Annotated in this window: 20 protein-coding genes and 1 pseudogene; 7 read left to right on the top strand and 14 right to left on the bottom strand. The window is 68.5% G+C overall.

Annotated elements, in window-relative coordinates; all coding sequences use genetic code 11:
• Positions 1-166: 166 nt before the first annotated feature.
• The 3 genes and pseudogenes from GEV28_RS13495 to GEV28_RS13485 form a co-directional block, all read left to right on the top strand.
• Positions 167-1,336, top strand: a complete 1,170-nt coding sequence (locus tag GEV28_RS13495) for an epoxide hydrolase family protein (protein ID WP_291412224.1) — start codon at positions 167-169, stop codon at positions 1,334-1,336.
• Between the two features lie 326 nt (positions 1,337-1,662).
• Entirely contained in the window at positions 1,663-2,160 is a 498-nt protein-coding gene (locus tag GEV28_RS13490; RefSeq protein ID WP_291412222.1) for an IS5 family transposase, read from the top strand.
• A gap of 25 nt (positions 2,161-2,185) precedes the next feature.
• Positions 2,186-2,324 (top strand): annotated as a pseudogene (locus GEV28_RS13485) (IS5/IS1182 family transposase); the annotation flags it as partial.
• Between the two features lie 87 nt (positions 2,325-2,411).
• Here GEV28_RS13485 and GEV28_RS13480 read toward each other — a convergent pair.
• The 9 genes from GEV28_RS13480 to GEV28_RS13440 form a co-directional block, all read right to left on the bottom strand.
• Positions 2,412-3,686, bottom strand: a complete 1,275-nt coding sequence (locus GEV28_RS13480; protein WP_291412220.1) for an NAD(P)/FAD-dependent oxidoreductase — start codon at positions 3,684-3,686, stop codon at positions 2,412-2,414.
• A 96-nt stretch (positions 3,687-3,782) separates the two neighbouring features.
• Positions 3,783-4,070, bottom strand: coding sequence for a putative quinol monooxygenase (locus GEV28_RS13475; protein ID WP_291412217.1), 288 nt, complete (start codon positions 4,068-4,070; stop codon positions 3,783-3,785).
• Between the two features lie 17 nt (positions 4,071-4,087).
• Positions 4,088-5,662: an MFS transporter gene (locus tag GEV28_RS13470; RefSeq protein WP_291412216.1), complete on the bottom strand. Its 1,575-nt coding sequence runs from the start codon at positions 5,660-5,662 to the stop codon at positions 4,088-4,090.
• Between the two features lie 98 nt (positions 5,663-5,760).
• Positions 5,761-6,576 (bottom strand): alpha/beta hydrolase, encoded by an 816-nt coding sequence (locus GEV28_RS13465; RefSeq protein ID WP_291412214.1) that lies wholly within the window; start codon positions 6,574-6,576, stop codon positions 5,761-5,763.
• A gap of 17 nt (positions 6,577-6,593) precedes the next feature.
• On the bottom strand, positions 6,594-8,144 hold the full coding sequence (locus GEV28_RS13460) for a 4-hydroxyphenylacetate 3-hydroxylase N-terminal domain-containing protein (RefSeq protein ID WP_291412212.1): 1,551 nt from the start codon (positions 8,142-8,144) through the stop codon (positions 6,594-6,596).
• A gap of 27 nt (positions 8,145-8,171) precedes the next feature.
• Complete coding sequence (locus GEV28_RS13455) at positions 8,172-9,512, bottom strand: condensation domain-containing protein (protein WP_291412210.1); 1,341 nt, start codon at positions 9,510-9,512, stop codon at positions 8,172-8,174.
• Entirely contained in the window at positions 9,505-10,566 is a 1,062-nt protein-coding gene (gene hppD, locus GEV28_RS13450) for a 4-hydroxyphenylpyruvate dioxygenase (protein ID WP_291412208.1), read from the bottom strand. The genes GEV28_RS13455 and hppD overlap by 8 nt, the downstream gene beginning before the upstream one ends.
• An 8-nt stretch (positions 10,567-10,574) precedes the next feature.
• The gene (locus GEV28_RS13445) at positions 10,575-10,781 is read right to left on the bottom strand and encodes an MbtH family protein (protein WP_291412206.1); all 207 of its coding nucleotides are present in this window, start codon (positions 10,779-10,781) and stop codon (positions 10,575-10,577) included.
• A 35-nt stretch (positions 10,782-10,816) separates the two neighbouring features.
• Positions 10,817-12,577: a non-ribosomal peptide synthetase gene (locus GEV28_RS13440; protein WP_291412204.1), complete on the bottom strand. Its 1,761-nt coding sequence runs from the start codon at positions 12,575-12,577 to the stop codon at positions 10,817-10,819.
• 311 nt (positions 12,578-12,888) lie between these two features.
• On the opposite strand from GEV28_RS13440, the gene GEV28_RS13435 reads away from it, so the two are divergent.
• A complete protein-coding gene (locus tag GEV28_RS13435; protein ID WP_291412202.1) occupies positions 12,889-13,176 on the top strand; it encodes an acyl carrier protein in 288 nt (95 codons plus the stop codon).
• Positions 13,166-14,530: an NAD(P)/FAD-dependent oxidoreductase gene (locus GEV28_RS13430; RefSeq protein WP_291412200.1), complete on the top strand. Its 1,365-nt coding sequence runs from the start codon at positions 13,166-13,168 to the stop codon at positions 14,528-14,530. The genes GEV28_RS13435 and GEV28_RS13430 overlap by 11 nt, the downstream gene beginning before the upstream one ends.
• A 145-nt stretch (positions 14,531-14,675) precedes the next feature.
• On the opposite strand, the gene GEV28_RS13425 is transcribed toward GEV28_RS13430, so the two are convergent.
• From GEV28_RS13425 to GEV28_RS13410, 4 genes are read right to left on the bottom strand one after another with little or no spacing between them, the layout of a single operon-like run.
• Positions 14,676-15,326, bottom strand: coding sequence for a DUF899 domain-containing protein (locus GEV28_RS13425; RefSeq protein WP_291412198.1), 651 nt, complete (start codon positions 15,324-15,326; stop codon positions 14,676-14,678).
• A 27-nt stretch (positions 15,327-15,353) separates the two neighbouring features.
• Positions 15,354-16,016 carry a class I SAM-dependent methyltransferase gene (locus tag GEV28_RS13420; RefSeq protein ID WP_291412196.1) on the bottom strand — a complete coding sequence of 221 codons (663 nt, stop codon included), beginning with the start codon at positions 16,014-16,016 and terminating at the stop codon, positions 15,354-15,356.
• Positions 16,017-16,034: 18 nt separating this feature from the next.
• A complete protein-coding gene (locus tag GEV28_RS13415; protein WP_291412194.1) occupies positions 16,035-19,796 on the bottom strand; it encodes a beta-ketoacyl synthase N-terminal-like domain-containing protein in 3,762 nt (1,253 codons plus the stop codon).
• A 27-nt stretch (positions 19,797-19,823) separates the two neighbouring features.
• Positions 19,824-20,867: a ketoacyl-ACP synthase III family protein gene (locus GEV28_RS13410; protein WP_291412192.1), complete on the bottom strand. Its 1,044-nt coding sequence runs from the start codon at positions 20,865-20,867 to the stop codon at positions 19,824-19,826.
• Positions 20,868-21,027: 160 nt separating this feature from the next.
• Between GEV28_RS13410 and aroH the strand changes: the two genes are divergently transcribed.
• Together aroH and aroF are read left to right on the top strand one after the other, a co-directional pair.
• Complete coding sequence (gene aroH / locus GEV28_RS13405) at positions 21,028-21,405, top strand: chorismate mutase (RefSeq protein ID WP_291412234.1); 378 nt, start codon at positions 21,028-21,030, stop codon at positions 21,403-21,405.
• Positions 21,406-21,432: 27 nt separating this feature from the next.
• Positions 21,433-22,473 (top strand): 3-deoxy-7-phosphoheptulonate synthase, encoded by a 1,041-nt coding sequence (gene aroF / locus GEV28_RS13400; protein ID WP_291412190.1) that lies wholly within the window; start codon positions 21,433-21,435, stop codon positions 22,471-22,473.
• A 67-nt stretch (positions 22,474-22,540) separates the two neighbouring features.
• Here aroF and GEV28_RS13395 read toward each other — a convergent pair whose 3' ends face one another.
• The gene (locus GEV28_RS13395) at positions 22,541-23,752 is read right to left on the bottom strand and encodes an MFS transporter (protein ID WP_291412188.1); all 1,212 of its coding nucleotides are present in this window, start codon (positions 23,750-23,752) and stop codon (positions 22,541-22,543) included.
• Positions 23,753-23,759: the final 7 nt, after the last annotated feature.

Raw genomic sequence — 23,759 nt, 5'->3', positions numbered from 1 at the left:
TCCAGCGCCCCCCTGCTCGGCACCGCGGCACTGCTGACGGCCGCACCGCTGGCCCTGGCCACCGGCGTGCTGATCTTCACCGGCATCGAGACGTCCGGGAGACCGCTGCCCGAACAGCACTCCCCAGAAACAGCGCGGCTGCCGTAACGGACCGGAAGGAAAACAAATGACGTCGCTGAACTATCGGCCCTTTCTCGTCGATATCCCAGAAGCCGACCTCGACGACCTACGGCGCCGGATCGCCGACACCCGGTGGCCCGACGAGCTGCCCGATGTCGGCTGGGACCGCGGGGTGCCGCTGGAATATCTCAAGGAACTGGCGGACTACTGGCGTACTACCTATGACTGGCGCGCCGCCGAGGCGGAACTGAACCGGTACCCACAGTTCATCGCCGACATCGACGGCGCGGAGGTCCATTTCCTGCACGTTCGTTCCCCCGAACCCGATGCCATGCCGCTACTCATCACCCACGGCTGGCCCGGCTCGGTCGCCGAGTTCGTCGACATCATCGGGCCGCTGACCGACCCCCGCGCCCACGGCGGCGACCCTGCCGACGCCTTTCACCTCGTCATCCCGTCCATCCCCGGGTACGGGTTCTCCCGGCCGCACCGGCAGACCGGCTGGGACGTCCCGCGGATCGCCCGCGCCTGGGCCGAGCTGATGCGCGGGCTGGGCTACGACAGGTATGTCGCGCAAGGAGGGGACGCCGGGTCGGTGATCTCCCTCGAGCTCGCCAGGATCGCCCAGGAGTCCGTCGCCGGCGTGCACGTCAACATGCTCATGACCTTTCCTTCCGGGGACCCCGCGGAGCTTGCCGAGCTGAGCGGGAGCGACATGGGGCGGCTCGGCAGCCTCCAGCGGTTCGACGCCGAGCTGTCCGGCTACATGAAGATCATGGCGACCCGGCCGCAGACACTGGCCTACGGGCTCAACGACTCGCCGGTCGGGCAGCTGGCCTGGATCGTGGAGAAGTTCCGGGAGTGGACGGACGCGGCCAAGGTGCCCGAGGACGCGGTGAACCGCGACCGCATGCTCACCGTCGTCACCATCTACTGGCTGACCGCGACCGCTGGCTCCTCGGCCCAGTTCTACTACGAAGGCGCCGAGGGCGTGCGCCAGGCGGCGAGCGGGGTCACGCCGCCGCCGGTGACCGTCCCGGTCGGGGTGGCGGTGTTCCCCAGCGACATCTTCCTGCCGATCCGCTCGCTGGCCGACCGCGACCTGCCGACCATCGTGCACTGGACCGAGTGCTCCGCCGGCGGCCACTTCGCCGCGCTGGAGCAGCCGGAGCTCCTGGTCGGCGACATCCAGACGTTCACCCGCGCGTTGCGCTGACCCACCTCGGACAACACGAAGAACCCGGTCTGATCCGATCAGACCGGGTTCTTCGACGTATCCGCCTAAGAGGGCGCGCAAATAGGGTCGGTGGCGCCGCCATGCCCTATTTGCGCGGCCTCTTGGAGCCTGTTGGTGAACGTTGCGGCCGGGGCGGTGAGCGTGTCGTGAGGTCATGAGGCGGGGCTTTTGGTAGTCGAGATGTACCACCAACTTCGATCACCAGAAGCCCCGGGATGTCTGTTTACCGTGTCGAGGCCGTCAGGGTCAGTTGCCGCGTGTCTGGTTGCGGGTGTCGCAGCCGGACACCGCGTTATCCGTCTGATTTGACCGATGAGCGGTGGGAACTGCTGGAGCCGGAGGCACGGGCGATGATGGCGGAGTTGCGTAGGAGCCCTGGCGGCGCGCCGATGAGCCACGATCTGCGTGCGGTGCTGGACGCGATCGGCTACCTGACCCGGTACGGGATCGAGTGGCGGGCCCTACCAGCCGATTTTCCGCCCTGGGCCGGGGTGTATGCGTTCTTCGAACGCTGGAGCGAGCGGGGCGGGCCGCGCCGGCTGGCCGATCGGCTGCGGGGCCGCATCCGTGTCGCGTGCGGGCGGGCCGAGTTGCCCACTGCGGCGGTTATCGACGCTCAAACCGTGCGCGGCGCCGACACCGTGGCCGCGGCCAGCTCAGGCTATGACGCGGGCAAGAAAACCAAGGGACGCAAGAGAAACATCGCCACCGATAGTCTCGGGCTGCTGCTGATGGTGACCGTCACCGCCGCCGGCGTGCAGGACCGCGACGGCGCCCACCGGCTGCTGGGGGCTGCTGCGTGAACGATTCTCCACGATCAGCCTGGTCTGGGCCGACGGCGGCTACGCCGCACGCCTGGTCACCCGGGGCACACGCCGTGCTACGCCTGAGGGTGACCATCGTCAAACGCACCGACAACACCGCTGGGTTCGTGGTGCTACCCCGCAGGTGGGTGGTGGAGAGAACGTCAGGACCGACGATCTGCTGAAGCAGGCACCCCACCCACCAGACCGGCAAAAGCCAACCCGACCTGCGGCGGCATGGCCGGGCTATCTCAGTTGAAGTAGTGCCACTCCGCCTTGGGACGCACGGACCCGGCCGCCGCGAGGTCCTTGGGACCGGTGAAGACCTCGTGGAGCCCGGCCATGCCGGACAGGATGAGGGCGAAGTTCTGCTTGCTCGGCGCGTTGTTCCCCGGGCCGACGGTGCGCTGGGCCTTCGCGTAGTAGTCCTCCTTGTTCCTGGTCCGGTCGTAGAAGAAGCGGATGAACGACAGCAGGTCGCCGGCGAACTTCCGGTAGTCGCCGTCGTACTGGCTCATGACCTTCGCCTCGTCGTCGGGGTGCTGCAGCACCCAGTCGATCGACGCGGCGAGCCCTCTGGCGGCCCGGAGGGCCATGGCGACGCCGGCCGACATCAGCGGGTCGACGAAGGCGGCCGCGTCACCGAGCAGGGCCCAGCCCGGGCCGTGGAACCGGTTGCTCGTGTAGGACCAGTCGCGGGCGGTGCGGAACCCGGAGACCCGCCAGGCGCCCTCGGTGAGCTGGCGCACCTCCTGGGAGTCGGCCAGTTCGCGCTCGAACAGCTCTCTCGTGGTCAGGCCGGACTTCTTCAGCTCCGCGACGTGCGTGACGTAGCCGATGCTGGCCGTGTTGTCCGACAGCGGGATGTACCACAACCAGCCGTTCGGCCGGGCCTCGGAGAGCGTGTCACCGGCACGGGTTCCCTCGTACGTCGTGTGGCCCTGAAAGTACGTCCACACCGCGATGTTGCGCAGGTCCTCGTGCCAGTCCACCAGGTCGAACTGGCGGCCCAGGAACTTCGCCTGGCCGGAGGCGTCGATCAGCATCTTGGAGCGGACCGTGCAAGGCGTGTCATCGCCCTTGAGCTTGTAGGTCACGCCCACGATCCGGTCGCCGTCGAGCACCGGCTCGGTGACCGTCGCCTCTTCGATGACGTCGGCGCCCAGTTCCCGGGCCCGGGTCATCAACAACGCGTCGAAGTCGGCACGCCTCACCTGGAACGAGTAGTCGAACTTGTGCGCCTCGGCGAAGCGGAAGTCCCAGACTCCCTCGTCGGTGCCCCACAGCAGGCTCCCGCCGTATTTCTTGGTGAACCCGAGCTCGTTGACGCGGTCGCGCAACCCCAGGTCGTCCAGGGCCGGCAGGCTTCCGGTGGTCAGCGACTCCCCGATGTGATAGCGGGGAAACTTCTCGCGCTCGATGACGAGCACCCGGTGCCCTCGAAGGGCAAGCAGACCGGCGGAAACCGACCCGGCGGGCCCGCCGCCGACAACGACGACATCGTATTCGTCCTGAACATCTCGCATCTTTGTTCCTCCCACCGTTGGCGGACCAGGTCCTGGAGTCGGCTCGGCCGGCCGGCGCGGGCTACGCGCCGGCCGGCCGTGATCAGGCGGTGCCGATCAGAAAGGCGGACCGGATGAGCTGATCTGGTGCTTCTGGACGTCCCCGCCCTGGATCTCGGCGTGGTAGGAGGGGCCAGGTGCGATCTTCCGCCATGAGGCCAGCGCCTCTTCGGATTCGAACACCTCGATCATGTTCACTCGGCCGTCCTCGATCATGTCGGCCGAGATGGCCAGGTCGATGCAGCCGGCGTACTCCCGCGCCCGCTTGACCACCTCCACGTGTCCGTCGACGAACTTGTCGCGCTCCTCAGGAGCGACATAGAGCTTTCCCGCGATGATTAGCATGTCTTCTCTTTCTCCTCTCAGTGCGCGGAGGTCGGCACGTCGTCGGCCTCCACGGACTCAGTCTGTGCGGTGGGCGGTACATGCGCGAGCGCTCGCACCGCGTAGGCCGCCATGCCCAGGAAGACCACCGCGCCCAGGACGGCGACCCACTGCAAACCACTAGTGAAGGCCGCGCGGGCCGAACCCACCAGCTCGCCGCTGATCGCCGCGGGCAGGCGCTCGGCCACGGCCACGGCGCCGGCGAGGCTATCGCGGGCAACGTCCGCGGCCTGCCCCGGGACCGCGCTGGACACCTCGATCTGGCTGCCGTAGACGAACGTGCCGAGACTGCCCAGGAGGGCGATCCCCATCGCGGCGCCGACCTGGCCGCCGGTCTCCACGGTCCCCGACGCGGAGCCGATCTTCTCGGGTGGCGCCGAACTGAGGATCATGTCGTATCCCAGCGCCGCCGCCGGGCCCAGGCCGACGATGGCCAGACCCCAGCCGACCACGACCAGCGCCAGGCCGCCCGTGCTGTCGAGCTGCGTGAGCACGAGGTAGCCGATCGCCGAGATCACCATTCCGCCCGACATGACGTAGGCGGGTCGGATCTTCTGGGCGAGGCCCTGGCTAATCCCGATGGTGACCAGCATCACGACGGCCGTGGGCACCAGCCAGAGCCCGGCCTTCAGCGGCGAGTAGCCGTTCACCAGCTGCAGGTACAGGTTCACGAGCAGCATGGTGCCGCCCGAGAGCGCACCGCCGAGCAGGCTGAGCACGAACGAGCCGCGGAAGGTCCGGTCGCCGAACAGGCTCAGGTCCAGCAGCGGGTTCGCGATCTTGCGCTGCCGCACGATGAACGCGGCACCGAACGCGACACCGGCCACCGCCAGGACCAGGGACAACGGCTGCCACCCCGCACTGGCCAGCTGCTTGATGCCGTAGACGAACGGCAGAACGGCTGCCAGCGACAGCGCGACGCTGAACAGGTCGAGCCGCTCGGCTGCGGGGTCCTTGGCCTCGGGCAGCAGTATCGGCGCGACGATGAGGACCGCCACCATCACCGGCACGGCGAGCAAGAAGACCGATCCCCACCAGAAGTTGGTGAGCAGGATGCCGCCGACGATCGGGCCGATGACGGCTCCACCCATGAAGCAGCCCATCCAGATGGACACCGCGACGCCGCGTTGCTTGGGGTTGGTGAACATCGTCTTGATCAGTGCGAGCGTGCAGGGAGCCAGGCTCGCGCCCGCGATCCCCAGCACGACGCGCGCGACGAGCAGCATCTCCGCGCTGGTCGAGTAGGCCGCGACCGCGGAGGCGATCCCGAAGACCGCCGACCCGATCAGCAGCAGCTTCCGGCGCCCGATTCGGTCGCCCAGCCTGCCCATGGTGATCAGGAAACCGGCGACCATGAAGCCGTAGATGTCCAGGATCCACAGCTGCTGGGTGCTGCTCGGCTCCAGCGCCGCGGTCAGGTGCGGTACCGCCAGGTACAGCACGCTCAAATCGAAGTTGATCAGCAGCGTTGGCACGGCCAGTACCAACAGCCCGAACCACTCTCGCCGGCCCGCCCGTTCGAAGACAGGCCGGGCGTCAGGACTCGCGTCCATGTGAACTCCCTCCCGGGTTGCTGTGTTTTGCCTACCGACGAACGGGCCGCCCCCGGAAGGACAGGTTCGACGCAGGAATCTTGAAAGGGGCGTTCAGGTCATAATCGTTCGCAGGTCGTGCACCGGTCAGGTGCCGTGTCGAGGCCGCTCAGGAACTCACTGATCACCGGAGCGACGGCCTCGGGCACGAGGAAGTGTGTGTGGCCGGGCAGGGAGTACCGCCGGCCACCCGGCAGGGCGTCGACGAGTGCCTGTACGGACGAGCGCGCCCATTCGGGGCTCTCCGCGCCGTCGATCACGAGAGTCGGCAGCGTCACGTGCGCCATCCGCTCGGCCGGCAGCGAGGAGTCGCCCATGACGAGGTCGTCGTAGACGAGCGTGTGCGCCATCTTCTGCAGAGCGGGCCAGATCGGCCCGCCCTTCACGTCGTCGACGTGGTCGCCGGGAAGTTGCACCGTTTCGCGCATGAACAGTTCGAGCGCGTCACCCCGGCGGCCTTCCGCGACGCAGGTCCGCAGGCGCTGGGAGTAGTTCGGCGGCAGCGTGCGCCCGTCGACGAAGTACGGCGGCTCGTACAGCACCGCCCCCAGCACGTCGACGCCGCATGCCGCCGCCTCGAGGGCGAGGCTGCCACCCGAGCAGTTGGCGAAGACGTAGGCCGATCCGCCGGCTTCGCCGATGACACTCGCCAGATCCTCGATCTCGCGCTCGACCGCATAGGGCGCGTTGTCCCCGCTTGCGCCCCTGCCGCGGCGGTCGTACGCGAACACCGTGAACTGTCTCCGCAGCAGCGCCGCCAGCGGCATCGTCGTAGCCATGTCGTTGAGCGCGCCCTCGACCAGGACCAGTGGTGGCCCATCGCCGACCTTGTCGTACGCGATGGGAGTGCCGTCCTTGGAAATCACGGTATACATGGGGGAGTTCCTCGAAATCAGCCGTTGAGGATATCGTTGCGCAACCGCTGGACGTCCTCGATCGAAGACAGATCGGGAACCGTCCAGCCGTCCAGGTCGTACTCGCCGAGGCAGTCGTCCACGAACGACTTGTACGCATCCACTTGCCCCCCGGCCACCTGCGAGTTGAGGAGCTCGATCCGGATGTTCTCGTGGTTTCCGGAGAAGTTGCGCTCATACAGCTCGTGTCGCCCCCCGAACTCCGAGCCCACGGCGTCCCACAGCAGCTTCATCAGCTTGACGCGGTCGACCGCCTCGACTCCGTTCGAGCCGCGAACGTACTTGTCCAGGTAGGGCCGAATCTCCGGGTTCTTGAAGTCGTCGGCGCTGGAGTTGACATAGATCAGACCGCTCGCGACGTCCTGGAGAATGATCTCCCTGATTCGGGGATATCCGATCGTCATGAACCAGCGGTACGCCATGCCGAACTGGCTGTTGGGCAGGAGCGCGCCGTTCTTCCACGGCTGGGGGTTGCGTGCGGCCGCATCGGACAGACCCCAGAAGAGGTTGCGCCAGGCCAACACCTCCCCGAGCCGTGTCTGGATCCCCCGGAAGTCCCGGGTGCCGGTGATCTCGAGGGCCTTCGCCAGCAGACCGGCGATGAACTCGAGCTTCACGGCCAGGCGGGTGCAGCCATGGAAGGTCGTGCGCTCGTTGAATCCGGAGTACCCGGTGAAGAGCTGGACCTTGCCCAGGTGCCCGTAGATGAAGACGTTCTCCCAGGGAATGAGCACCTTGTCCAGCACGAGGATGCTGTCGTTCTCGTCCAGCCGGGAGGAGAGCGGATAGTCGAACGGGCTGCCCATCACCGACGCCGAGGCGCTGTAGGAGGTGCGGCAGATCAGCTTCATCCCCGGCGCGTCCATCGGCACCGTGGCGACCAGGGCGAACTTCTTGTCCTTGATCGGCATACCCCACTGCGCGATGAAGTTGTAGTGGGTGAGCGCGGACCCGGTCGCGACCACCTTCGCGCCGCTGACGATCAGGCCGGCGTCGGTCTCCTTCTCCGCGTGGACGAAGACATCCGCCACCTCGTCCGGTGGGCGGTTCCGGTCGACCGGCGGGTGCACGATCGCGTGGTTCCAGTAGAGGACCTTCTCCTGCGACTCCTTGTACCAGCGCCGTGCGTTGTCCGCGAAGGGCTCGTAGAACTCGGCGTTCGCCCCCAGCGTCCCGAGGAAGGACGCCTTGTAGTCGGGGCTGCGCCCCATCCACCCGTAGCTCATTCGAGCCCACTCCGCGATGGCCTGCTGATCCGCCACGAGGTCCTCGACACTGCGCGGCGTCCGGAAGAACTTGTGCGTGTAGCCGTCGCTCCCGGTGTCGGTCGGCGCGGTGAGCACGTCCCGCTTCGCCGGGTCGTGCAGTGCGTCGTACAACCGCGCGGTCATCCGGACGGGGTTGCGGAACGCCGGATGTGTCGTGACGTCCTTCACCCGTTCGCCGTAGATGTAGATCTCACGGGTGTCGCGAATGCTCTCCACGTACTCGGCGCCGGTCAGTGGACGTGTCTTCGGCCGGTCTGCCACCGGGCTGCCTCATTTCTTCTCGCGGACCTAGAGCGCCGAGTCGGGAGCGGTGACCACCTTGCGCAGTGCCCGCTGGAACTCGTGCACCATGGTTTCGATGGTGCCGTCGTCGAACTCGCCGGTGTTGTACCGCAGGTTCCCGTACATCTCGCCCACGTCGGGGTCGATCTCCAGCGTCCACAGCGCGCCGTCGGGGATGTCCGAGCCCTGCGGTTGCGACAGCAGCCTCCGCCGGATTTCGGCGTACTTCAGGTTCCCGGTCTCTCCACCGTTGGCGCCGGAGTACTGGAACACCTGGAAAGCGGCCACGGCCAGGCTTTCGTCGGCGAAGGTGCTCATCAGATCGGGCGCCTCCGCCATGATGAATGCGAAGGGAACCTCGTTCGTCTGAGCTTCCATGCACGTTGTGCGGGTGGCGGACACCACGTCGCGGAGCGTCTTGCATTCCGCGAGGTCGGTCCGTAGCGGGAGAAAGTTGAAGAACGGGCCGACGGTGTTCTCGAAGCGAGCGTGCCCGCGGCCGAAGGAAATGGTCGGAACCACCACGTCGTCCGCCCCGGTGAGCCCGTGGAGCAGCACCTGGTAGGCGGCGAGCAGGATCATGAACGGCGATCCGCGCATCTTCCTGGCGAGCTTCTGCGTCGCATCGGTGAGGTCGGCGTCGATCAGGAACCGATGGACGGAGGTGACCCGGTCGTCGCCGCCGGCGGGCTGCCGCCGATCCGCCGAGATGCCGAGCATCCGCGCGTCGCGCAGCTTATCCCGCCAGTACTCGCGGACCTCGTCCGTCGGTCCGTCGGCGAGGCTCGCCTTCTGCCAGACCGCGTACTCGCGGTACTGCGTGACCTCGCCGAGCCACGGGCAGCCGTCCCCGCTCCGCGCGGCGTACGAGGCGGCGATGTCCTGCATGATCAGTTGCATGGACCAGCCGTCGATCGCCACGTGGTGCGCCACCAGGACGAGCACCGAGTCGTCCTCGTCGAACCGGCCCAGGACCGCCCGCAGGTGCGGAATGGTCCGGACGCTGAGCTCGCCGGACTCGATCTCGTTGACGAACTCCTCGGCCCGCCGGTCGCGGTCGATCGGGTCGACCGCGGTTACCTCCTCGATCGTCAGCTCGGGGGCGGCGGGCGGCAGGATCTCCTGGTACCGCTCATCGCCCTCCTGGACGATCGCCGTGTGCAAAGCCTCATGGCGCGCGGCCACGTCCTCCAGGGCCCCGCGCAACGCGTCGACCTTGAGGGCGCCACGCAGACGCCAGCCGCGGACGCCGTGGTACCTGGGACCGAAGGGGCCAGTTTCGCCGCCGTCCCCGAACATACACAGGAACTCCTGCGTGAAGGAGAGCGGAATCGCGGTGTCAGACATCGCCGTCCTTACTGCGTTGAACTTCTACGGCCTCGTACAGTGCCTTGATGTTTCCGCCGCCGAAGGTGCGTGCCCCCACCCGCTCGATGACTTCGAAGAAGAAGGTCTTCCGCGGGTGCGTGGACCGGGCGAAAATCTGGAAGAGCTGCCCGTCCTGGTCCTCGTCGGCCAGGATGTCGAGCCTTTGCAGATCCTCCAGCGAGTGCCCGGCCGGCTCCAGCCGCTCACCGAGCATGGTGTAGTAGCTGTCCGGAGTGCTGAGGAACGCCACGCCCTGAGCGCTGATCGAGTCCACCGACCGCACGATGTCATCGGTGATGAAGGCGACGTGCTGGACACCGCTGCCGCCGTGGTTCTTCAGGAACTGGTCTATCTGGCCGGGAACGTGCGAGACGTCCGGCTCGAGAATGGTGAACGTCACCGCGCCGGACGCGCTCTGCACCACCTTTGAGTCCATCGCCTGGGCGCCGACCACGATGCGCTCGGTGAAAATCGTCTCGAAGTCGAAGACTCTTTCGTAGAACTCGACCATCGGGTCCAGCTGGCCGGCCTCCACGCAGATGGCGAAATGGTCGACGCCGGAAAGGCCGGTGTCCCGGCCCGCGGTGGCCTCGGCCACCGGGCTCAGCCAGGGAAAGGCCTGCCCGTCCGTATCACCGGAACGCTCCACGAACGTATGCACCACATCGCCGAAGCCCATGACCGTGGCGGTCACGACGCCGTCGTGCGCGGCCGGCCCCGACACCGGGCGGGCGCCCTGCTGCACGGCCTCGTGGTACGCGTCGGCGGCGTCCGCGACACCGAACGCGATGTCGGCGGCGCCGAAGCCGTGGTTCTCCAGGTACGCGGAGCCGGGGTGGTCGCTCGCCACCGGCTCGGTGAGCAGTAGCCGGATCTCGCTCCGGCCGAGCCCCACCGAGCGCGCCTCGCCGGAGATGTCGGCCTGCCCACTGACGGTGAAGCCGAAACTGTCGACGAGCGTGGTCGTCTGGGCGGCGAGGTCGTCGACGTAGAACCCGACGTGGTCCACGCTCATCTCGTCGAATGGCCGCATGCGCGAGGTCACCCTTCCATGTGGGCCACGAGGCTGCGCGGCCGCAGATCGGTCCAGTGCGTGCGGACGTACTCGAGGCACGCGTCGCGCCCGGCCGAGCCGTACGCGACCGTCCACCCGGGCGGCACCGCGGCGAAGTCCGGCCAGAGCGAATGCTGGCCCTCGGTATTGACCACGACCTTGAAGGTGCTGGTCTCGTCGTCAAAGGGGTTCATCGGCTCGTCCTAGTTCCTTTCGCGGCCGCGGACGCTCACGCGGCCCGGTTGTCCGCCGCCCTGTCGACGCGCTCGGCCAGCTGGGCGGGGGTGGGGTAGTCGTAGACCTCGATTACCTCCAGGCGCGGCCCGAGTTCCTGCTCCACCCGCGCGATCAGGCGGATCACCTGCATCGACTGGCCGGACAGGTCGTAGAAGCTGTCGTCGACGCCCACCTGCGACACGCCGAACACGTCGGCGAACATCGCGCACAGCGCCTCCTCGGTCGGCGTGCGCGGCGCCTCGTAGTCCGCGGCGTTCCCGAACATCGGCATGGGGAGAGCCCGGCGGTCCAGCTTTCCGTTGGCGGTCAGCGGTAGCGAGTCCAGCACGGCGATGGCCGCCGGGACCATGTAATCGGGCAGCAGGTCGGCCGCGTAGTCACGCAACGCGACGGCATCGAAGCGGTCGGACTCGGGAACCACGTGGGCGGCCAGCCGCTTGTCGCCGGGTTCCAGGTCATGCGCCACGACCGCGACGTGGGCCACTCCCGGGTACCGGGCCAGCACGGCCTCCACCTCGGCGAGCTCGACCCGGAAACCCCGGATCTTCACCTGGCCGTCGGCGCGGCCGATGAAGTCCACCAGGCCGGCGGGAGTCCAGCGGGCAAGATCACCCGTCCGGTACATCCGCTCACCCGATCCGGTGAACGGGTCAGGGACGAAACGCTCGGCGGTCAGGTCCGGGCGGCCGAGGTAACCGCGGGCCACCCCGGTACCGGCCACGTACAGCTCACCCTCCAGGCCGGCCGCCACCGGACGCAGCCGCTTGTCGAGGATGTAGACCCGCATGTTGTCCATCGCCCGGCCGATGGGCACGGTCGTGTCGGGCTCGTACGGGGCGGCGATCTGCCAGGTCGTCGTGAACAGCGTCGTCTCGGTCTGGCCGTACATCGCCCGCAGCGAGATACCGGGGCATGCCTCCAGCACCCGGGCCACGGCCGTCGGGGAGATCACGTCGCCCCCGGTCATCACCTCGCGCAGGGGCGCGAGTGCCTCCGGCGCCTCCTCCGCGAAAACCCGGAAGAGCCCGGCGGTCAGGTGGACGACGGTGACGTCCTCCTCGACGATGAGCCGCCGGATCGTGCCGACCTCGATCTCGCCGGCCGGCGGCATGATGATCACCCCACCGCGCAGCAGCGGCACCCACAGCTCGTAGGTGGACATGCCGAAGGCGTAGGGGGCGACCATCAGCACCCGCTCGTGCGCCCCGCTGTCCCAGCACTGGTCCAGCGCCAGGCCGAGCGCGTCCCGATGGGTGACCGCGACTCCCTTGGGCTCGCCGGTCGAGCCCGACGTGTACATGAGGTACGCGATGTGCTCGGGGTGGTTCTCGATCGCCGGATCGGACACCGGCGGCGTCGTCGCATCCGGGTCGGCGTCGGCGACGACGACCTGACAGCCCCGCGGCGTGCCGCGTTCGTGCGTGGCCTCGTCCGTCACGAGCACCGGTGCACCGGCCTGGTCGACGAGCCATTGGAGCCGCTCCGGCGGATAGGCCGTGTGCAGCGGCAAGTAGTAGGACCCGGTCTTCAGCACGGCCAAGGTCGCGACGACCAGGTCGGCGGAGCGCTCCATCAGCACCGCGACCGGGACCTCGGGACCCGCTCCGCGCTCGCGGAGCCGGTGCGCGAGGTGGTTGGCCCGCTCATCGAGCTCCCGGTAGCTCAACCGGACCTCGCCACAGACGACCGCGGGCGCATCCGGGGTCAGCGCGACCTGCGCGGCGAAATGCCGCTGAATGCAACGAGAAACCATCTGGCTCGTCCAATCAGTTTGGTTTCCGATGGCCGGCTGAACGAGAATTCCCGCAGGCCCGCGCCCAGCCACGACCCTCAGACTGCCGCCGGCGTGTCGGTGCGGCATCTCCGGTGTTGCGCTCCGTGTCCACCGGCGCGCTCGCCCCCGCGAGGTCGTGTACCGCGAGGACCACCAGCACCCGACCGCACGTCGCTACCCCGCCATCACGGCCGCCACCAGCTGAATCCCTTGGCACGCCAAGAGATGCGGCACGCCGAAACCGGATGTGACCATGATCCGGTCGAGGTGTCTCGGAAGAAGGCGATGGAATGTTCCAGGACGACGTGACCTTCAGGCTGCTCAAGTTCATCCAGGAGAACCTCCGGCCTGACGACATGACAGACGACATAACCGGGACCAGCCGGCTCTTCGAACTGGGTGTGCTCGATTCGTTGCGCACGGCGAGGCTGCTGAACTTCATCCGAGACGAACTGGGAGCCACGGTGCCGCCCCTGATGATCGAATACCGGAATTTCCAGGACGTCGTGGGCATCGCGGCGATGGTCCAGTCGCTCATTACGGAGGCTGAGGACGGTGGAGTGCGGCATGACTCCTGATTTCGACGTCGCGATAATCGGCGGCGGGCCGGCCGGCTCGACCGCCGCCTCCTACCTCGCCCAGGCCGGCCTTTCCGTGGCGGTCTTCGAGAGCGAGTTGTTCCCGCGGGCGCATGTCGGTGAGTCACTCGTGCCGGCGACCACGCCGGTGCTGGAGGAGATCGGCGTCCTCGGCAAGATCGACGCGGCGGGATTCCCGAAGAAGTATGGCGCAGCGTGGTCGGCCGCGGGGACGCACGACATTTCGGGGCTGAACGGCTTCGACCACGACTTCGGCGCCGCCGATGTGATGTTCGTCGAGCGGGACCAGCCCGGCGTCGACCGCGACCACACTTATCACGTCGACCGGGCCAAGTTCGATCTGATCCTGCTCAAGCATGCCGAGGAACAGGGGGCCAAGGTCTTCAGCGGGGTCCGGGTGCTCAAGGTCGACCTCGATGACCCGGAGCTGGTGACCGTGACCTGCCGGTTGGGCGGCAAGCAGCTCGACCTCACGGCACGGATGGTGGTGGACGCCTCCGGCCGGCACACGATGCTCGGCAAACAGCTCAAGCTGAAGGTGGCCGACCCGGTCTTCAAGCAGTACGCCCTGCACACGTGGTTCGAGGGCCTGGACCGACAGGAACTGGCGCCCAGCCCAGAGAAGGCCGACTACATCTACGTCCACTTCCTGCCCATCAAGGACACCTGGGTCTGGCAGATCCCCATCACCGACACCATCACCAGCGTCGGTGTCGTGACCCAGAAGGAGCGCTTCGCCTCGGCGGGCTCGGATCGTGAGTCGTTCTTCTGGGACTTCGTGGCCAGCCGCCCGGAGCTGTTCGACGCCATGAAGCAGGCGAAGCAGCTGCGGCCGCTGAAGACCGAGGGTGACTACAGCTACGCGATGCGCGAGATCTGCGGGGACAGGTTCGTGCTGATCGGAGACGCGGCTCGCTTCGTCGACCCGATCTTCTCCAGCGGCGTCAGCGTGGCGCTGAACAGCGCCAGACTCGTCTGCAAGGACATCATCGCGGCGCACAAGGCGGGCGAGACCTTCTCCCGGCCCGCGTTCGCCAACTACGAACGCAAGCTCAAGCGGGCGGTCTCGTACTGGTACGAGTTCATCTCGATCTACTACCGCCTCAACGTCCTCTTCCCGATCTTCGTCCAGGATCCGCGGTACCGCATCGATCTGCTCAAGATGCTGCAGGGCGACGTGTACGACGAGGAAGAGCCCGAGGTGCTACGTACGATGCGGGAGATCGTGACCGGGGTGGAGAACAACCCGGACCACCTGTGGTACCCCTACCTCGGAACGCTGCGCGCCCCCTTGGCGGAGTCCAAGGCCGAGCGGACGCAGCGACGAGGGTAGCCGGAACACGACACGCCGGCCGCGCATTCAGGTGCTCGGCCGGCGTATTGGTGCGTGCCCACGTGGATCTCGCCCGTGCGCCAGCCGCCACGACCCACCACGAAGCGACGCCGACGAACGTCGGCGTCGCTTCGTGGTGGGTCGGTCAGGCGTCGTACTCGTCGTGGTAGCGCACCCATTCGTGCTTGAAACCCAGGCCGTCCTCCTGCCGGCCGAGTGGGGTCAGGTCAAGGTAGTGGTAGGTCCCGTTCAGCAGCTCGCCGCCGAACTGCAACGTCGAGTAGGTGTGGAAGACCCGATCGCCATCGCGAGCGAACACGCTGATGCCCGGCTGGATCGGGTCGGCGTCGCCGAGCTTGACGTAGAAGTCGTCGTAGAAGCTGGTCTCTTTCGAGGAGACCCACGGAATGGTCCAGCCCATCCGCTCCTTGAACGCCTGGATCATCTCCAGGGGCACCGGGCAGTCGATGACCAGCGTGGTGTCACGGGCGTGGAAATGCGCCAGATGGCCGATGTTGTCGATCCAGAACGAGCAGGACGTGCAGAACTCCCCGGTCTCGCGCGGCACCATGAAGTGGTAGACGATCAGCTGGCGGCGACCGTCGAACAGGTCAAGGAGGCCGGCCTTGCCATCCGGCGTCTCGAACACGTACTCCTTGTCGACCTCCACCCATGGAAGCTCGCGGCGCTGCGCGCTCACCGCGTCCCGCGCGGCAAGAAGTTCCACCTCCTTGGCATAGAGCTCCTCGCGGGCGGCCACCCATTCGGCGCGCGATACCATCTTGGTCGGACTCAAGATTCTCTCCCTCGATTCATCCTGTGATCAGCGTTTGACCGCCAACGTCATTCCGTCCGCGACAGGGAGCAGGCTGAAGTCGACGCGCTCGTCGTGGCGCAGCCGTTCGTTGAACTCACGCAGGACCCGGGTCTCGATGGCGGGGGCCGACGGGTTGACGACGGTCCCGTGCCACAGCACGTTGTCGATCACGATCAGTCCGCCCGGCCTGAGTAGCGTCAGGGCCGCCTCGTAGTAGGTCTGATAGCCCTCCTTGTTGGCGTCGATGAACACGAAGTCGAACGAGCCGACCGCTCCGTCCTCCGCGACCAATGCGGCAAGGGAGCGCGTGGCGTCCCCGACGCGCAGATCGACCATGTCGGCCACGCCCGCGCGCTTGCAGTAGTCGAGCGCGATCGCGCTCCATTCGGGATTGATCTCCAGGGCGACGACCGCACCCCCGGCGGGGAGTGCGAGTGCGGTGGACAGCAGGCTGTATCCCGTGAACACGCCCACCTCGAGAACGCGCTTGGCGCGAACCGCCTTGACCAGAGTGCTCAGGAACTGGCCTTGTTCCGGTGGAACCTGCATGAGGTGCCACGGAAGCTTGGCGGTCTCCGCACGGAGTTCCCGGAGCAGATCGGGCTCGCGCAGCGAGACGTCCGCGATGTAGTCCTGGAGCTCGTCGTTCAAGGCGACCTGAATTCTCATTATTCTCCCGAAGCGTTGTCACCCTGTGATGAGTTTCGTAAGGTGGTCGGCGATCGCGGCGACGGTGGGCTGTTGCCAGATCAGCGTCGCGGGGAGCTCGTAACCGAACCGCTTCCCCAAGCGCCGCCGGACCGCCACCGTCAGCACCGAGTCCAGACCTTGGTCCAGGAGTGGCCGCCGAGGGTTCAGCTGCCCTGCCGGCAGCTTCATCTCGGCTTCGATCTGTGCGCCGACCTCTTCCAGAACTCGCTCTCTCAGCTGCTCGGGCGGCAGTTCCGCGTACCATGCCTCGGCCGCGGCCTCGGCGATCTCGGTGGAGGTGCCCGAATCGTCATCGCCCAACCGTCCGATGACGGGATACCTCAACCCGATGAGCTCGGCGACCACGCGGTCCTCGGCATCGGCGAGCCTGATGTGGACGGTGTCCTCATCGGACTCGTCGACGACCGCGTCGATGACGACCGTCTCCGGCGGCTCTCCGGTCACCGCGATCTGGTCCGCGTGAACGATCATGCGCAGCGCCGCCTGCCCAGGGAAGGCGCACGGGGCCACGGACATGACGGCGTCCAGCGCCGGGGCCCAGGTCCGCACCGGCCCCTTGAGGCGCACCCCGGCGCGCAGAATGCCCGCGCCGCCACTGCGCAGTTCCTCGACGGTCCAGTCGAAGCCGGTCTCGGGGACGCCGACACTCGCCAGCCGCTGCTGGACGAAGCCGGGATCCAGCGTCTGCCAGCTCCGGCCGACCGCGAGCGGGCCACCGAGGGCGGGCGAGGACACCGCGGCGGGAACCGTCGCGGTCGCGTGGATCGTCCAGTCCCCGTCGTCGTCCGCCGCTCGGGACGCCAACCTCAGTTGTTCGCCGTCCCGCACGACCTGGACGTCGCGCAACTCGGCGGTCATGAGTGGCCGACTCATGGTGACCTCGGTGAGTGCCGTGTCGCTTTCGGCCGGCCGGGCGTCCATGAAGGTGGCGACGAACACCGCCGCGGGGACGATCTCCGTCTCGTTGAGCGCATGGCTGCCCGGGTACGGGCGGTTCGCGTCGTCCAGGCTCGTGTGCCAGACCCGCAGCTCCGTTCCGGCGATGGCCGTCGGAGATCCGAGCAACGTGTGGGAGCGCACGTCGTGGCGGCGTGCCATGCCGGGGGTACGCGACTCGGGCTCGCGCCAGTGACTGCGGTGCTCCCACGTGCGGGTGGGCAGCGCCACCAGATCTCCGGCAGGTTGCAGGCGCGACCAGTCGACGGCGAGGCCGTTGCAGTGCGCGGCCGCGATCGCCTCGAGCAGCGTCTCGTCCTCCGGGCGGTCCCGGCGCAGGGTCCAGCCGACGAACACCTCCGCCTCGTCCTGATCGGTGAGGCACTCGTTGATCGAATGGGCCACCACCGGATGCGGGGAGATCTCCAGGAACGCCCGGTGGCCGTCCTCGACGGCCGCGGCGACGGCCGAGGTCAGCCGGACGGGTGCGCGCAGGTTCTCGGCCCAGTAGGTTCCGTCGAGCGAGCGGGCCGATCGCGGATCCGCGACGGCCGTGCGGTACATCGGCACATCCGGTGGGTGGGGCGTGAGGTCCGCCGCCGCGGCGGCGAGCTCGGTCAGCAACTGATCCATCTGCGGACTGTGGAAGGCGACGTCCGAAGCCACCTGCCGGACCATGAGGCCCGCGCCTTCCCACTCGCCGGCGACCTCCCGGACCGCGGCGGGATCACCGGAGACGACCGTCGAATGAGGTGACGACGAGATCGCCGCGACGATGTCGGCGCGGTCCGCCAACCGACGTTCCACCTCGGCGAAGGGCATGCCCACCATGGCCATGGCACCCTTGCCCGCCACCCGGCGAAGCAGCAGCGACCGCCGGCAGATCAGCCGGGCGCCGTCGGGCAGGCTCAGCGCCCCGCAGGACACGGCCGCCGCGATCTCGCCGACCGAATGGCCGATCACCGCGCTCGGGGCGCCGCCGTAGGACCGCCAGACCGCCGCCAGACCGACCTGCATGGCGAAGATCATCGTCTGGATGCGGTCGACGCCGTCGAAGTCACCGTCCACGAGTGCCTGGCGCGGGGAGAAACCGATCTCCTCGGTGAAGACGGGGGTCAGCTCGTCGATCACGGCCGCGAACGCCGGCTCCGACTTCAGCAGCTCGCGTCCCATCCCCGGCCACTGCGAGCCGTGCCCGGAGAACACCCAGACCGGCCCGGGGCCCTCGCCGGGAAAGTGCGCCCCGGTGACCAGTCCTTCGGTCGGACCGCCGTCGGCGAGATGGCGCAGTTTCGCCCGCAGGTCATCCCCGCCCGCCGCCGCGACGACGGCCCGGTGTGCCAGCGGCGAGCGTCGGTGCGCCAGCGTGTGACCGACGGAGCCGAGCGGGGCCTGGGCTCCGGCTCCGCCCAGCCAGTCGGCCAGCCGGCCCGCGTAGCGGTGCAGCGCGGTCGGCGACCCGGCCGACAGCGGGAACAGGCGGTGGGCGTCGTCGGGGCCGGGCCGCACCGGCTCGGTGACGGGCGCCTGTTCGAGCAGGATGTGGGCGACGGTCCCGCCGTAGCCGAAGCCGGAGACGGTGGCCCGGCGCGGATGCGCACGCTCCGGCCAGCTCGTCCGCTCGGTCGCGACGCGCATCCCGTTGTGGACCCACTCGATGTCGGGGTTCAGCCGGGAGAGCAAGCTCGCCGGGATCTCGGCCTTGTCCAAGGCCAGCACGGCCTTGATGACGCCGGCCACGCCGGCCGCGCCTTCCAGGTGACCGATGTTCGACTTGACCGAGCCGAGCAGGCACGGCTCGTCGGCGGCCCGTCCCGCGCCGTAGACGGCGCTCAGCGCGGCGGCCTCGAGGGGGTCACCGAGCCGGGTGCCGGTGCCGTGCGCCTCGACGTAGTCGACCGTCGCGGGGTCGACCGCGGCTTGCTCGCACGCTCGCCTCATGACATGTTCCTGAGCCGGTCCGCTCGGCGCCATGATCCCGTTCGTTCGACCGTCCTGGTTCACCGCGCTGCCGCGCACCAGCGCGAGGATCCGGTCACCGTCGCGCTGGGCGTCCGGCAACCGCTTGAGGACGAGCACGCCACATCCCTCGCTGCGCCCATAGCCGTCCGCGGCCGCGTCGAACGGTTTGCAGCGGCCATCGGGGGACAGCGCACCGGCAGCGTCAAGGCTGAGGGTCTCGCCAGGCGACACGATCAGGTTCACCCCAGCCGCGATCGCCACGGTGCTCTCCCCGGCGCGCAGGCTCTGGCAAGCCAGATGCAGCGCCACGAGCGAGGCGGAGCAGGCCGTGTCCGTCACCAGGCTCGGGCCGCGCAGATCGAGCGCGTAGGAGATGCGGTTGGCCAGGGCACACGTGGCCGCGCCGATCCCGCTCCACGCATCGATGCTGGGTAGGTCCTCCAGCAGACGGCGTCCGTAGTCGCCGGTGCAGACCCCTACGTAGACTCCGGTGTCGCTCCCGGCGAGGTCACGGGGCGGGAGGCCGGCGTGCTCGAGCGCCTCCCAGGCCGTCTCGAGGAGGATCCGCTGCTGCGGGTCCATCAGCTCGGCCTCACGGGGCGAAAGCCCGAAGAACTCGGCGTCGAAGGCGCCGATGTCGGACAGGAAACTGCCGGATCCGACCACCCGCTGCAGCGCCGAGTCATGCTCCGGGCTGAGGTCGCGGTACCACTGCCAGCGTTCTTCCGGAGCCGGACCGGTGGTTTCCCGGCCGGCGGCGAGCAGATCCCAGAATCCAGCTGGCGAGTTGACCTCGCCGGGGAGGCGGCAGCCGATTCCCACCACCGCAATGGGTTCCACGCCGTTCGACAATGCGGTCTCCTTCGGTCAGCTGACCCACGGGGGGACGTCGACAATCTGGACAACGGCGGCCGCCAGCGTGACGCCAGGACTCACGCCCAGCATCAACATGTGGTCGCCCGGGCGGAGCCCCCCAGTGCCGATCAGGTGGTCGAGGGCGATGAACTGGTCACTGGCGCCGCAATGGCCGATGGTCGCGCCGATGTCCCAGGTGGAACGTGACATCGGCAGGCCGAGTGCGGCCATGCAGCGCTGTTCCACGATCTCGCGGGAATAGTTCATGAATGCGACGCGGGCGATGTCGGCGATCTCCAGGTCCGCCTCGGCCAGCACGGTCTCGACGATGGAAATGGTCCGCTGATGGACCTTGAAGAGCGGTGCGGTACCGGCGGTCCGGCGCCTGGCGTGGCGCTGGAACTCCTGGTTCCTGGTGGTGAAGTCCAGGCCGCGCCCGACGGTGATGCCGGGCGGGAAGAGTGGCTCGTCGCCACGGTGCATCTCCTCGGCCTCGTCCACCGTGGTGGAGGCGACCGAAAGCAACCGGGCGAATCCCGAGTCCTTGGCGAGAACCACCGCGCTGCCGGCGTCACCGCCGATGTATCCGCCGCCCATCCGCCAGCGGTTCACCATGGGAGTGCCGTAGTTGTCGGCGGCCACCAGCAGCGCGGCCTGCCGCTGCGGCTCGGCACGCAGGTGACAGACCGCCAGTTCCAGCGAGGTGAACATCCCGTTGCACCCCTGCCGGATCTCGGTGGCCGGGACATCCCCGCCCACCAGGTGATGCTGCAGATACGAGTGAGCGAGCCAGCCTTCGGGACCCTGATGCCAGGTGCTGGCATACAGCAGCAGGGACAGGTCGGTGCCGTCCTGCCGACAACGCTTGAGTGCGCGCTCCGCCGCCCGCAGCGCCATCTCGGGGGCGGGTGTGTCGCCGGCAACCGAGGTCGACGTCAGTCCGTGCAGCTCAATTTCCTCGGCGCTGTACAAGCCCTGTTCGACAGCCCATTCGCTGGTCACCTTGTCCGGCAGATAGACGCCCGTCCCTTTGATGAATATTCCCGGAGTCTTCACCTCGCCATGCTCGCAACCGGCCCGGCCGAGACGCATCTTCCGGAATGCGACCCCTGGTGTCCCGCGCCGGCAAGCCGGCATCGGCGGATAAGACAGCGAGAGCCTCAACCGGTCATGCTGGGGCGGACCGATATCCCTTGGCAAGAGGACTACGGGCGTGATGCAACCGGGCGGGACGGCGGTCCGAGCCGTACGCGGCGCGATCCAGGTGGACCGGGACGACCCCACCTTCATCGCCGCCGGCACCGGCGAGCTCGTCGCCGAGGTCATGCGCCGCAACGAACTCGACGTCGAAGACCTCATCAGCATCGTGTTCACGGTGACGCCGGACCTGGCCAGCGGCTTCCCCGCCAGCGCAGCCCGCGACCTCGGCCTGACCGACGTGCCCCTGCTGTGCGCGACCGAGATCGCCGTGCCCCGCGCGATGGAACGGGTGATCCGGCTGCTCGCGCATGTCCAGACCGATCGGCCGCGGTCGGCGATCCGCCATGTATACCTGCGCGGCGCCGCCCGACTGCGACCCGACCTGGCGGCCTGACGCCAGCGCCCGAAATGAGGAGGAACCGTGGTCATTGTGATGGCGCCGGATGCCGGACCGTCGGACGTGACGGCCGTCGTCACCCGCGTGGAGGCCGCAGGCGGCGAGGCGTTCGTGAGCCGGGGCGTGAGCCGAACCATCATCGGCCTGATCGGTGACGTGGACGTGTTCGCCGGGTTGAACCTGTCCGCGATGCGCGGCGTCGGCAACGTCACCCGCATCTCCACCAGTTACAAGCTGGTGAGCCGCGAGCACCACCCCGACCGGTCGGTGGTGCACGTGCGTGGCGTGCCCATCGGTCCCGGCACCGTCACGCTGATCGCCGGGCCATGCGCGGTGGAGACGCCCGAGCAGACGCTCGCCGCCGCGCGGATGGCACAGGCGGCCGGGGCCACGCTGTTGCGCGGCGGCGCGTTCAAACCCCGCACCTCGCCCTACTCCTTTCAGGGCCTTGGCGAAGCCGGACTGAAGATGCTCGCCAACGTGCGCGAGGAGACCGGGCTACCGATCGTTACCGAGGTGGTCGGCGCGCACGAGGTCGACCTGGTCGCCGAGTACGCCGACATGCTCCAGGTCGGTACCCGGAACATGCAGAACTTCGCGTTGCTGCAGGCCGTCGGCGCGGTCGGCAAGCCGGTCATGCTCAAGCGCGGGATGAACGCCACCATCGAGGAGTGGCTGATGGCCGCCGAGTACATCGCGCAGCGCGGCAATCTCGGCATCGTGCTGTGCGAGCGCGGGATCCGCACCTTCGAGACCGCGACCCGCAACACCCTCGACGTCTCCGCGGTACCGGTGGCGCAGCGGCTGTCGCACCTACCGGTGATCGTCGACCCGTCCCACTCGGGTGGCCGCCGGGACCTGGTGTTGCCGCTCGCCCGGGCCGGCATCGTGGCCGGCGCGGACGGGTTGATCGTCGACGTGCACCCGCAGCCGGATGTCGCCTTGTGCGACGGCCCGCAGGCGCTGGTCGCGGCGGACCTGGGCGAACTTTCCCGCGCGATCGACGACCTCACCTTCTACATGGGACGGTTGCCTTCCCGGCGCAGGTTCCCGAGGGCGAGCTGACGCGAAGGCGTTCTCCGCGCGAACGGCGGTGGGCCCGGCCTGCCATCCACATCGAACGCACGCTCGGTCAGGTGCGGGGCTCCGCGGCCGCTGCCACCTCAGGGTGTGGCCTGCTGGTCGCGGGAGCCGTGGCCACCGCGAGCACGGCGATGATGCCCAGCGGGACCACCAACAGCGTCAACGCCGTGCCGACACCGAATGCCTGCGCCAGCCAGCCGAGCAGTGGGGGACCGGCCAACACACCGGCTTGGTGCAGCGTGCTGTACCGGGCGATCGCCAGGCTCGTGCTCGACGTCGAGCCGTGTCCGACCGCGCTGGCGATGATCGGTATCGCCACCGCGAGCCCGCACCCTTGCATCGCGAAGCCCGCGATGCCGGACCACGCATTCGGGATGCTGACGGCCAGCAGCACGCCCGCGGCCGTGACCACCATGCTCAACCGGACAAGTGCGACGGCCCCGAACCGACGGAGCACCCGGTCGCCGACCATGCGCGTGCCGGTCTGGGCCACGATGAAGGCGAAATAGGCCAACGACGCGATGTTCGTCGCCGCGCCACGTTGATCTCGCAGGAACACACCGCTCCAACTCGAGACGGCGCCCTCGCACAGTGCTACCGCCGCGCCGAGAGCGCCGAGCACGACGATGGCGCGTGTCCACCCGGCGAAGATCCCCATCCTCGTCCGCTGTCGCGTGTCCGGCGCGCCGCCGTTCACCGTGGCGTGCAGGTGCCGGCCGCCGGCCACCGCGAGGGTGGTGAGCGCGATCGCGACCACCACGAAGTGGGTGCCCAGCGACCATCCCGCTCGACCGGCGACGACGGTCCCGAGCGAACCCAGCAACGCGCCCACGCCCCACACCGCGTGCAGACTGCTCAGGACGGGGCGGCGCCCGATCCGCTCCAACTCCACTCCCTGCGCGTTCATCGCCACGTCGAGAAGCCCGGCGACCATGCCCCACCCCAGCATCCCGAGGCCGGCGGGAACGGCGCCGGGCATCATCGCCACCAAGGGCAGGAACCACGGCAGGAGTGGGGCGGTCGACCGGATGACCGAGCGGCTGTCCAGATGGGTGGCGAGGTGGCCGGCCACCTGCATCGCGATGATCACGCCGACCGTCTGGGCGAGCAGCACCACGCCCAGGCTCCCGTAGTCGAGGCCGAGGTCGGTGCGCAGTTGCGGAATGCGCGTGAACCAGGTGCCGAGCATGATCCCGACGAGCAAGAAGATCACGGAGATGGCGGCCCGATGCCGCCGCCAACCCGGCTGCCGCGAGGCCACCGCGGGA

The sequence above is a fragment of the Actinophytocola sp. genome, from assembly GCF_009379765.1.
In the GTDB taxonomy this organism is placed as follows: domain Bacteria; phylum Actinomycetota; class Actinomycetes; order Mycobacteriales; family Pseudonocardiaceae; genus Actinophytocola.
Note: the sequence above shows the minus strand (reverse complement) of the source record. Positions and strands in the feature narration are given on the sequence as shown.